Genomic DNA, 10,148 nt, shown 5'->3' with positions numbered 1-10,148 from the left:
CAGAAATCCAAGCCCCCCAAGCACATAGCCCGCACCGCGCAGGTACTTTGAGCGCTGGAACACCAGCACGATACTCAGCGTCAGCATCGGCATGGCATAGGCCGAGATATTGACCTTGAGGCCGAATCCCGCCACCAGCCAGGCGCCGGTGGTAGTGCCGATATTGGCGCCAAGGATGATCCCCACACCGGCCAGAAGCGGAATAAGTCCCGCCGACAGGAAAGAGATCGTAATCACCGACACAAGCGAGCTTGACTGCATAATCGTGGTGGCAATCGCCCCAAAGCCAAGCGACCGCGTGATGGAACCGGTTGCCATTTCCAGAGCCCGCTCAAGATAGCCGCCGCTGAATAGTTTGAACCCATCCTCAAGCATCAGCATGCCGAACAGGAAGATCGCCACACCGGCGGAAATCTCCTGAAAGTCGTTGCTGACCGAAAACCCGAGGATGAGAAGCCCAAGGATCACCGGCAAGAGCAGTTTTTTCATCATGGTTCGCGCATCCTCAGCCAGTGGGTCATGCAAGCATGTTGACGCAGCCCCGGCCTTGAGGTGGATCAACCCGTCGCATGGCAACCCTGACCAATCGCGCAGGCCGCGCAAGGGGTGGCGTTAGCGCAATCATGGGATAGCGACCTGGTTTTGCGGTAACGGTTATCGCTAACATGCTGAGATTCAATTGAATTCCACCTTTTCCATCTTCCCGCCCCGCGCCCTTGCGTCTATATCGCCCCCAACCTCATTTACAGGAGTCTGCCATGACCATCACCGTAGGCATCAACGGCTTTGGCCGTATTGGCCGCGCCACCCTCGCCCATATCTCGGAGAGCCTGCGCGAAGACATCAAGGTCGTAAAGGTCAATGCCACCGGCCCGCTTGAGACGGCTGCGCACCTGATGCGCTATGACTCGGTGCATGGCCGTTTTGCCCATCCGATCACCATCGACGGCAACACCATGGACCTGGGCCGCGGTCCCATTCAGATGTATTCGACCTATGACATGGACGAACTGGACTGGAGCGGCGTTGATGTGGTGCTGGAATGTACCGGCAACTTCAATGACGGTCTCAAGGCAAACAAGCACCTTGAGCGTGGCGCCGGCAAGGTCTTGTTGTCTGCCCCCGGTAAAAACGTCGACCGCACAGTCGTTTACGGCGTGAACCACGATCAGCTTGAGGCCTCGGAGCGGATGATCTCGAACGGGTCCTGCACCACCAACTGCCTGGCCCCGCTGGCCAAGGTTCTCAACGATGCGATCGGGATCGAGAGCGGCATCATGACCACGATCCACGCCTATACCGGCGATCAGCCGACGCTTGACCGTCGCCACAAGGATCTTTACCGCGCGCGTGCCGCCGCGATGTCGATGATCCCCACCTCGACCGGCGCCGCCAAGGCGCTTGGCGAGGTTCTGCCGGAACTGGCGGGCAAGCTCGACGGCTCTGCGATCCGTGTGCCGACGCCGAATGTGTCAGCCGTCGACCTGACCTTTGTCGCAAAGCGCGACGTCACCGTGGCCGACGTCAACGCAGTCGTGGCCGAGGCCGCCGCCGGGGGCATGAAGGGTGTTCTGGGCTATGATCCCGAGCAAAAAGTCAGCATTGATTTCAACCACACCGAAGAAAGCTCTATCTTCGCGCCCGATCAAACCAAGGTCTTGGGAAGCCGCCTTGTCCGGGTTCTGGCCTGGTATGACAACGAATGGGGCTTTTCCTGCCGCATGGCCGATGTTGCGGTGGCCATGGGCCGTCTGCGGTAATCCGCCAACACCCCAGATTGAATTAAAAACCCCGGTGCCATAGGCGGCATCGGGGTTTTTTCGTGTCCAATCGGCGAAATCCTTCTGAACCAAAGTTATAGAGCGACGGAGATCAACTTTTGGATGATGGCCGTAAGGTTGGCGAAAGGTGCAGGTGGCAGAAGATGCGGCAAGGTTGACCGCATTCCAACCTATGAAAAGGACCTGTTCCCATGACACGTATTCTTGCCCTTTCGCTTGCTCTTCTGGCCGGTTCGCTGGTCACCGCAGAGGCCGAAACCCCCAAAGTCACCAGCAAACCCGATGCCGTCGTGACCGAACAGATCACCGCCAAGCTTTCCGAGGAAGGCTATGAGGTGCGCAAGGTGAAAACCGAAGACGGTCTCTATGAGGCCTATGCTCTCAAGAACGGTGAGAAGTTCGAAATCTTCATGGACGCCGACCTGAACGTCGTGCGGACAAAATCCGAATAATCCCACCGACAAGACCGGGCCGGACCTTCGGCCCGGTCGCCTCTTTGCCATCTAGAAGCAACGGACACACAAGATGAAAACCTTCAAGACATGGGACCCGCTCATTCGCATCTTTCACTGGTCGCTGGTGGGGGCCTTCACGGCGAACGCCCTCATCCTCGATGATGACGGCAAGGCGCATCAATGGGTGGGCTACGCGGTTGTGGCGCTTGTTCTGCTGCGGCTGCTCTGGGGGGTGATCGGGCCGCATACCGCGCGGTTTGCCAGCTTCACGCCGCAGGTGTCGGAGGTGTTCGAGCAGATGTCCGATATGGCGACTCGGCGCAAACGCGCGCATCTGGGGCATTCGCCACTTGGGGCACTGATGATCTTCAACCTGCTGGCAGCGATGCTTGTGATCGGGTTAAGCGGTTACATGATGACGACCAACGTGTTCTTTGGCGTTGAGTGGGTCGAAGAGCTTCACGAGGTGGTCGTGTTCTGGACGGAGATTTCGGTTGTCGCGCATGTCGCTGCCGTGGTCCTTGAAAGTCGTCGCACGGGGGTGAACCTCCAGCGGGCAATGGTGACAGGTGTCAAATCGGTGCCGGATGATCTGAACCTTGTAAAATGACCGGCACGGCATCCAAAAAACCCGGCGCATTGCTTGTGCTTATTCTGGTACAGGCATTTTGCGCTGCGTTTTTCCTTTGGGATGTCATGCAAGAGGCCGGGCCGCTCGAGGTTTTGGCGCTGCGCGATTGTCATGTGGCGGCCGAGGCCGTTTCAGCACTTTGCCTGTTGGCGGCGGTGTTGTTTGAAACCCACTACCTGATGACACTCTTGCGCCGCAAGGCCCACCTTGAACGTCAGCTCTCGCTGGCCGCAGGGGCATTTCACGAGGTCATTTTGGATCACTTTGAGCGCTGGAACCTGACCCCGGCGGAACAGGATGTAGCGAGTTTCACCATCAAGGGTCTATCCATCGCCGAGATCGCCACCCTGCGCGGCACCGCCGAAGGCACGGTAAAATCCCACCTCAACGGAATATATCGCAAGGCGGGCGTGGCCGGGCGCGGGGCGCTACTCAGCCTGTTGATCGACGGTCTGTTCCAGCTTCCCGAAGGCACCACGGCATTGATCCCGCATCAAAAACACGCGTGACAGGCGCGCCCTGCTCTGGCATCAAGACGCACGCCCCGCAACACCGGAGACCAACGGCCCATGACCGACAAGATTGCCCTGATCCTTGGCGCGACGATATTCGGCGCCCTGCTTCTGGATCTGGTGCTGAACGGCGGCGGGGCAATTTTGTTTCTGGGACGCAAGTTCGTGATCCTGCTCGAATACGTGGCGTTCTGGCGCTAGGGCGTGTTGCACAAAACCGGATAGCGGTCTTGTGCACCTCGAACATGCGAAATCAATGCGTTATAGCGGGGCGCGTCATCGCAAATGAACGCAACGCGCTCTAGGCGTATCTTCTGCGCAGCGCGTCATGCACCGCCGGCGTGACGAATTTCGACACATCGCCACCAAGCCGCGCGATTTCCTTGACCAGCTTGGAAGCAATTGCCTGATGCCCGGCATCGGCCATCAGGAACACGGTCTCAACCGAGTTATCAAGCGCGCGGTTCATGCCAACCATCTGAAATTCATACTCAAAATCGGCGACGGCCCGCAAGCCGCGCACAATCAGCTGTGCGCCTACATCATGGGCGCAATCAATCAGCAGGTTCTCAAACGGGTGCACGACGATTTCCGTGCCGGTCTGTTCGCTCAGCTTGGCACATTCGGACTCGATCATCGCAACCCGCTCTTCGAGCGAGAAAAGCGGGCCCTTGTCACGGTTGATCGCCACGCCGATGACAAGGCGATCCACCAGAACCGACGCACGGCGGATGATATCGGTATGGCCCAGGGTGATCGGATCGAACGTGCCGGGGTAGAGGGCAATGCGCATGGGCCACTCCGTTGTTAAAGTCGCGCCACGCAACAATATTGCGTGCCATTTTGCAAGTGCTTAGCGCAAGATCCTGGCCCTCTTAGGGCAATTTTCACCCTAACGGGGCCGCAGCGCCCCAGCCCTAGTGGCCCATGATCATACCTTCAAGCGCGGATTTCTCCATCGACAGCTCTTCGAGGCGCGCCTTGACCACGTCACCAATGGTCACGATCCCGACAAGCTTGCCGTCCTCGACAACGGGCATGTGGCGAAACCGGCCGTCCGTCATCCGTGCAAGCACCGCATCCGACGTGTCCTGACGCGCGCAACAGACCGGGTTTCGGGTCATCATGTCGCTAACGCTTTCGGTCATACAGACAACCCCGCGCACCGCCAGTGACCGCACGATATCGCGCTCGGACAGGATGCCATCGACCTTGATGCCATCACGCGACACCACGAGCCCGCCGATTCGACGTTCGGCAAGGATCTGTGCCGCCTCTGACACAAGCGTTTGCGGGGTGATGGTGATCACTCCTTCATCCCCCTTGGACTTCAGAATTTGCTGGACCAGCATGTCTCACCCTCCGAAAGAAAATTACCTTATTCAAATGGTTAGCGATCAATAATTTTCTGTCAAGCCCGGCTTTCAAGGCGGGCCACCTCTTGCCGGATGCCCGTGACCAATGCACTGGCAAACCGGTTTTGCCTCTCAAGGCGCCGATCATCGGCGTGACGCACCAGATAAAAGCTCCGCGTGAGGCTGAGTTTATCGGCAAGGACCTTTTGCACGCCGCGCGTCCAGGGCAATGAAAAGTCATGCAAAACCCCGATCCCGCCGCCCTGACGCACCCAGTTCAGCTGCACCGAGACGGAATTCGAGGCAAGGTTCACCCGCTCGACCCCGGCCTGGCTCAGGTAATCCAGTTCCTTGTCGAAAATCATGTCCTGAATATAGCCGACCATGCGATGACCTTCGAGATCCTGAAGGCTTTCGATCGGCGGGTGCCGGCGCAGGTATTTGACAGACGCGGCAAGATGAAGCCGATAATCGGTGATCTTCTGTACGCTCAACCGCCCGGCGGTGGGCGGGCTTACCGCGATCACCATATCGGCCTCGCGCCGGGTCAGGTTAAAGACCCGCGGCAGGGCGACGATCTGAATTTCAAGGTCGGGGTTTGCCGCCGCAATCGCGGCACAAACCTGCGGCAACAGGAAATTGGCACAGCCATCGGGCGCGCCGACGCGGATTTGCCCAGTCATGCCGCCCGCCTGTCCGGCAAGTTCCTCGGCGGCATCCTCCATCGCCTGCTCGGCACGCATGGCATGCGCCATCAGGCGCTGACCGGCCTCGCTCAGCACATAGCCATTGGGGGATTTGGCAAACAGCGGCGCTCCAAGCGTATCCTCAAGCCGGGCAATGCGCCGCCCCACCGTTGCCGGATCGACCTTGAGCATGCGCCCCGCCCCGGACAGGCTTTCGGCGCGGGCCACGGCGAGAAAGATCTTGATATCGTCCCAATGGGGTTGCACGGCACCTTCCTTTGTAAAAATGCAGGGCAGTTTTGGAATATTGCCTCTTTTCCAAATAAAATTGCAAGGCTACTTTGGCGCCAACCAAAAGGAGGACTCTCATGAAAGAGCTTACGCATTACATCAACGGCGAGCACGTCAAAGGCACGTCGGGCCGCTTTGCCGATGTGTTCAACCCCGCCACCGGCGAAGTGCAGGCCAAATGCCCGCTTGCCAGTGCCGCGGAACTGGAACTTGCCGTCAAGGCCGCGCAGGCCGCACAGCCGGCATGGGGTGCCACCAACCCGCAGCGTCGCGCGCGGGTGATGATGAAGTTCGTCGACCTTCTGAACCGCGACATGGACAAGCTGGCCGAGGCCCTCTCGGCCGAGCACGGCAAGACCTTCCCCGATGCCAAGGGCGACATTCAGCGCGGCCTTGAAGTGATCGAATATTGCATCGGCGCACCGCAGCTTCTGAAAGGTGAGTTCACCGATAGCGCGGGCCCCGGCATCGACATGTATTCGATGAAACAGCCGCTTGGCGTCACCGCAGGCATCACGCCGTTCAACTTTCCGGCGATGATCCCGATGTGGATGTTCGGCCCCGCCCTCGCCTGCGGCAACGCCTTTATCCTCAAGCCATCAGAGCGCGATCCCTCGGTGCCGCTCATGCTGGCGGAACTGTTTGAAGAAGCCGGTCTTCCCAAGGGGCTGCTTCAGGTCGTCAACGGCGACAAGGAAGCGGTCGATGCGATCCTCTATCACGATGTGATCCAATCAATCGGCTTTGTCGGCTCGACCCCGATCGCGCAGTACATCTATGGCACCGGCTGTAGCCAGGGCAAGCGCGTACAGTGCTTTGGCGGCGCCAAGAACCACATGATCATCATGCCCGATGCCGATATGGATCAGGCGGCGGATGCGCTGATCGGGGCCGGTTACGGCGCGGCAGGCGAACGCTGCATGGCGATTTCGGTGGCGGTTCCGGTTGGTGAGGAAACCGCCGACCGCCTGATCGAAAAACTGGTGCCGCGGATCGAAAAGCTCAAGGTTGGGCCCTGGACCTCTGGCAACGATGTGGATTACGGCCCCGTTGTCACCGCCGAGGCCAAGCAGCGGATTCTCGGCCTTGTTCAGACCGGCATTGATCAGGGCGCGGAACTTGTTGTCGATGGCCGCGACTTCAGCCTGCAAGGGTATGAGGATGGGTTCTTTGTCGGACCGCACCTGTTCGATCGCGTGACACCGGACATGGACATCTACAAGCAGGAGATCTTTGGCCCGGTTCTGACCACCGTGCGCGCGGGCAACTACGAAGAGGCGCTCAAGCTTGCGATGGACCATGAATATGGCAACGGCACCGCGATCTTTACCCGCGACGGCGATGCCGCACGCGACTTTGCGGCACGCATCAACATCGGCATGGTCGGCATCAACGTGCCGATCCCGGTGCCGCTCGCCTATCATACCTTTGGCGGATGGAAAAAGTCGGGCTTTGGTGACCTGAACCAGCACGGCCCGGATTCGTTCAAGTTCTACACCCGCACCAAAACCGTGACCTCTCGCTGGCCGAGCGGCATCAAGGAAGGTGGCGAGTTCAACTTCAAGGCGATGGACTGATCCAGCGCTGACGGGCCCGGTCATCGCGCCGGGCCCGTCATCCCTTGCCCATTGGGGCAAAACCATGCTGAATTGACCTGCACAGTCATGCCGCAAAGGGGGAGGCACCATGGCAGAGAACAGCCCGGACTTCACCATTGGCATCGAAGAAGAATACCTGCTTGTCGACCGCGACAGCCTTGCCCTTGCCAATGCACCCGAGGCCCTGATGGTCGCCTGCCAGGAGGAATTGCAGGATCAGGTCAGCCCGGAATTCCTGACCTGCCAGATCGAGATCGGCACCCGCGTCTGTCGCAACGTCGCCGAAGCCCGCGAGGACCTCAAGCGCCTGCGCAGCAGCGTCGCCAGGCACGCCGCCGCCCATAACCTTGCGCCGATTGCCGCCTCTTGCCATCCGTTTTCGGATTGGCGCAACCAGACCCACACCGACAAGGAACGCTATAACCACCTGCAACATGATCTGGCCGGGGTCGTGCGCCGGATGCTGATCTGTGGCATGCATGTGCATGTGGGCATCGAGCAACCCGACCGCCGCATCGACCTGATGAACCAGCTAAGCTATTTTCTGCCGCATATTCTTGCGCTTAGCTGTTCCTCACCATTCTGGCAGGGGCAGGATACCGGGCTTAGCTGTTATCGCCTGACGGTGTTTGACAACCTGCCACGCACCGGTCTTCCGCCCCGGATGGAAAGCTTTGGTAGCTTCGAGCGGTCGGTTCAGGCGCTGGTCGATCTCGGCGTGATCGAGGACGCAAGCAAGATCTGGTGGGATTTGCGGCCCTCGTCGCGCTTTCCCACCATTGAATCGCGGATTTGCGACGTGCAGCCCCGGCTTGAGCATACCCTGACGCTGGCCGCCCTGACGCAGGCGCTGACCCGGATGCTGTGGCGGCTCGCCGTCAAGAACCAACGCTGGCGGATTTACGACAGCTTCCTTGTCGCCGAAAACCGCTGGCGTGCACAGCGTTATGGCCCGCGCGAGGGGCTGATTGACTTCGGCCTTGGCGAGATCACGCCGTTCGGCGATCTTCTTGAGGAACTTATTGCATTGATTCAAGAGGATGCCGCGTTCTTTGAATCCATGTCAGAGATCGAAAATGCCCGCGAAATCCTGCGCCACGGCACCAGCGCCGACCGCCAGCGACAGGCCTATGCCAGGGCCCGCGAGGCCGGACAGGATGACGCAGGGGCGTTGCAATCGGTCGTGCGCCACCTGATCGAGGAATATCACGCCGACCTCTGACACCAACACGCCTGAACCTTGCAAAACTCTTGCAAGAATTGCTAATTAAACAAGTGTTCAATTCGCTACAAACGGAGAGCCCAATGGATTTTGCCCTGACCGAAGAACAAAGCGCCATTTTCGATATGGCCCATGCCTTTGGGCAGGATCAAATCGCGCCACATGCCCGCGACTGGGAACGCGATGGCACGATCCCGAAAGAGCTTTGGCCGGAAATCGCCGCCCTCGGCTTTGGCGGGCTTTACGTCAGCGAAGAGGCTGGCGGATCCGGCCTTTCAAGGCTTGATGCGACGCTGGTGTTCGAGGCGCTGTCGATGGCCTGTCCTTCGGTGGCGGCGTTCCTGTCGATCCACAACATGTGCGCCAAGATGATCGACAAGTTCGCCAGCGACGAGATGAAGGCGCGGGTTCTGCCAAAGGCGATGACGATGGAAACCGTTCTGTCCTATTGCCTGACCGAGCCGGGGTCCGGATCGGACGCCGCCGCCCTCAAGACACGCGCCGAGCGCACCAATGAGGGCTATACCCTCAACGGGACCAAGGCGTTCATTTCCGGAGGCGGATATTCAGATGCCTATGTCGTCATGGTACGCACCGGCGACGCTGGCCCCAAGGGGGTCTCGACCGTCTATGTCGAGGACGGCAAACCCGGCCTGTCCTATGGCGGACTAGAGGATAAAATGGGCTGGCGTAGCCAACCCACCCGCCAGGTGCAATTTGATAATTGCAACATTTCCAGTGACGATCTGGTCGGTGAAGAGGGTAAAGGTTTCACATATGCGATGAATGGCCTTGACGGCGGGCGCCTTAACATTTCCGCCTGCTCGCTTGGTGCCGCGCAACAGGCATTGAACCTGACGCTGCAATATATGGCCGAGCGCAAGGCCTTTGGAAAGTCGATCGACCAGTTTCAGGCACTGCAATTCCGCCTTGCCGATATGGAAATCGAGCTTCAGGCCGCGCGCGTCTTTCTGCGTCAGGCGGCGTGGAAACTCGACACCGAGGCCCCGGATGCCACCAAATATTGCGCCATGGCCAAAAAGTTCGTCACCGAGGCCGGATCGCGGATCGTCAACCAATGCCTTCAGCTGCATGGCGGCTATGGCTATCTGGCGGATTACGGGATTGAAAAGCTGGTGCGCGATCTGAGGGTGCATGAAATCCTTGAGGGCACCAACGAAATCATGCGCCTGATCGTGGCACGTCAGATGCTGGCGGATCATTAAGACATGTCAGACCAAAGCGAAATCCACATCCGCAAAGAGGGCCGCGCCGGGCGCATCACGCTTGACCGGCCCAAGGCGCACAATGCCCTCACCTACGAGATGGCCCTTGCCATTGAGAGGGCGCTTGACGAGTGGCGCGACGACGATGCCGTTGACCTGGTGATCATCGACGCGGTGGGCGACAAGGCGTTTTGCGCGGGCGGCGACATTCAAAAGCTTTATGACACCGGCAAGGCAGGCGATTTTACCTATGGGCGCACGTTCTGGGCCGACGAATACCGGCTGAATGCCAAGATCGCGGAATATCCCAAGCCCTATGTCGCCCTGATGCAGGGGTTCGTGATGGGCGGTGGCGTGGGGATTTCCTGTCACGGGTCGCACCGGATTGTCT

The 10,148-nt window shown here is 59.3% G+C and carries 13 protein-coding genes; 9 read left to right on the top strand and 4 right to left on the bottom strand.

Annotated elements, in window-relative coordinates:
* A partial coding sequence (locus QZ522_RS14565; protein ID WP_294613049.1) for a Na/Pi symporter occupies positions 1-492 on the bottom strand: 492 nt, incomplete at its 3' end.
* Positions 493-758: 266 nt separating this feature from the next.
* On the opposite strand from QZ522_RS14565, the gene gap reads away from it, so the two are divergent.
* The 5 genes from gap (at position 759) to QZ522_RS14540 (ending at position 3,580) form a co-directional block, all read left to right on the top strand.
* Positions 759-1,760 carry a type I glyceraldehyde-3-phosphate dehydrogenase gene (gene gap / locus QZ522_RS14560; RefSeq protein WP_294613045.1) on the top strand — a complete coding sequence of 334 codons (1,002 nt, stop codon included), beginning with the start codon at positions 759-761 and terminating at the stop codon, positions 1,758-1,760.
* Between the two features lie 212 nt (positions 1,761-1,972).
* Positions 1,973-2,233: a PepSY domain-containing protein gene (locus QZ522_RS14555; RefSeq protein ID WP_294613042.1), complete on the top strand. Its 261-nt coding sequence runs from the start codon at positions 1,973-1,975 to the stop codon at positions 2,231-2,233.
* Between the two features lie 73 nt (positions 2,234-2,306).
* Positions 2,307-2,846 (top strand): cytochrome b/b6 domain-containing protein, encoded by a 540-nt coding sequence (locus tag QZ522_RS14550; RefSeq protein WP_294613039.1) that lies wholly within the window; start codon positions 2,307-2,309, stop codon positions 2,844-2,846.
* Positions 2,843-3,376, top strand: coding sequence for a helix-turn-helix transcriptional regulator (locus QZ522_RS14545; protein WP_294613036.1), 534 nt, complete (start codon positions 2,843-2,845; stop codon positions 3,374-3,376). The genes QZ522_RS14550 and QZ522_RS14545 overlap by 4 nt, the downstream gene beginning before the upstream one ends.
* A 60-nt stretch (positions 3,377-3,436) precedes the next feature.
* On the top strand, positions 3,437-3,580 hold the full coding sequence (locus tag QZ522_RS14540) for a hypothetical protein (protein WP_294613033.1): 144 nt from the start codon (positions 3,437-3,439) through the stop codon (positions 3,578-3,580).
* Between the two features lie 100 nt (positions 3,581-3,680).
* Here the strand turns inward: QZ522_RS14540 and coaD are convergent, their stop codons facing one another.
* The 3 genes from coaD to QZ522_RS14525 form a co-directional block, all read right to left on the bottom strand.
* Positions 3,681-4,172 carry a pantetheine-phosphate adenylyltransferase gene (coaD, locus tag QZ522_RS14535; protein ID WP_294613030.1) on the bottom strand — a complete coding sequence of 164 codons (492 nt, stop codon included), beginning with the start codon at positions 4,170-4,172 and terminating at the stop codon, positions 3,681-3,683.
* 124 nt (positions 4,173-4,296) lie between these two features.
* The gene (locus QZ522_RS14530) at positions 4,297-4,731 is read right to left on the bottom strand and encodes a CBS domain-containing protein (protein ID WP_294613028.1); all 435 of its coding nucleotides are present in this window, start codon (positions 4,729-4,731) and stop codon (positions 4,297-4,299) included.
* Positions 4,732-4,790: 59 nt separating this feature from the next.
* Positions 4,791-5,687, bottom strand: coding sequence for a LysR family transcriptional regulator (locus QZ522_RS14525; RefSeq protein ID WP_294613025.1), 897 nt, complete (start codon positions 5,685-5,687; stop codon positions 4,791-4,793).
* 101 nt (positions 5,688-5,788) lie between these two features.
* Between QZ522_RS14525 and QZ522_RS14520 the strand changes: the two genes are divergently transcribed.
* The 4 genes from QZ522_RS14520 to QZ522_RS14505 form a co-directional block, all read left to right on the top strand.
* The gene (locus QZ522_RS14520) at positions 5,789-7,288 is read left to right on the top strand and encodes a CoA-acylating methylmalonate-semialdehyde dehydrogenase (protein ID WP_294613022.1); all 1,500 of its coding nucleotides are present in this window, start codon (positions 5,789-5,791) and stop codon (positions 7,286-7,288) included.
* 109 nt (positions 7,289-7,397) lie between these two features.
* Positions 7,398-8,531 carry a carboxylate-amine ligase gene (locus QZ522_RS14515; RefSeq protein ID WP_294613019.1) on the top strand — a complete coding sequence of 378 codons (1,134 nt, stop codon included), beginning with the start codon at positions 7,398-7,400 and terminating at the stop codon, positions 8,529-8,531.
* A gap of 83 nt (positions 8,532-8,614) precedes the next feature.
* On the top strand, positions 8,615-9,757 hold the full coding sequence (locus tag QZ522_RS14510) for an acyl-CoA dehydrogenase family protein (RefSeq protein ID WP_294613016.1): 1,143 nt from the start codon (positions 8,615-8,617) through the stop codon (positions 9,755-9,757).
* Between the two features lie 3 nt (positions 9,758-9,760).
* Positions 9,761-10,148: enoyl-CoA hydratase/isomerase family protein (locus QZ522_RS14505; RefSeq protein WP_294613013.1), on the top strand; the 388-nt coding region annotated here is incomplete at its 3' end.

The sequence above is a fragment of the uncultured Roseovarius sp. genome (assembly GCF_913054395.1).
In the GTDB taxonomy this organism is placed as follows: Bacteria; Pseudomonadota; Alphaproteobacteria; order Rhodobacterales; family Rhodobacteraceae; genus Roseovarius.
Note: the sequence above shows the minus strand (reverse complement) of the source record. Positions and strands in the feature narration are given on the sequence as shown.

What these genes read in the sequence shown, in the direction of transcription:
- gap (WP_294613045.1), top strand. Translation starts at nt 759, where the DNA reads ATGACCATCACCGTAGGCATCAACGGCTTTGGCCGTATTGGCCGCGCC.
- QZ522_RS14555 (WP_294613042.1), top strand. Translation starts at nt 1,973, where the DNA reads ATGACACGTATTCTTGCCCTTTCGCTTGCTCTTCTGGCCGGTTCGCTG.
- QZ522_RS14550 (WP_294613039.1), top strand. Translation starts at nt 2,307, where the DNA reads ATGAAAACCTTCAAGACATGGGACCCGCTCATTCGCATCTTTCACTGG.
- QZ522_RS14545 (WP_294613036.1), top strand. Translation starts at nt 2,843, where the DNA reads ATGACCGGCACGGCATCCAAAAAACCCGGCGCATTGCTTGTGCTTATT.
- QZ522_RS14540 (WP_294613033.1), top strand. Translation starts at nt 3,437, where the DNA reads ATGACCGACAAGATTGCCCTGATCCTTGGCGCGACGATATTCGGCGCC.
- coaD (WP_294613030.1), bottom strand. Translation starts at nt 4,172, where the DNA reads ATGCGCATTGCCCTCTACCCCGGCACGTTCGATCCGATCACCCTGGGC.
- QZ522_RS14530 (WP_294613028.1), bottom strand. Translation starts at nt 4,731, where the DNA reads ATGCTGGTCCAGCAAATTCTGAAGTCCAAGGGGGATGAAGGAGTGATC.
- QZ522_RS14520 (WP_294613022.1), top strand. Translation starts at nt 5,789, where the DNA reads ATGAAAGAGCTTACGCATTACATCAACGGCGAGCACGTCAAAGGCACG.
- QZ522_RS14515 (WP_294613019.1), top strand. Translation starts at nt 7,398, where the DNA reads ATGGCAGAGAACAGCCCGGACTTCACCATTGGCATCGAAGAAGAATAC.
- QZ522_RS14510 (WP_294613016.1), top strand. Translation starts at nt 8,615, where the DNA reads ATGGATTTTGCCCTGACCGAAGAACAAAGCGCCATTTTCGATATGGCC.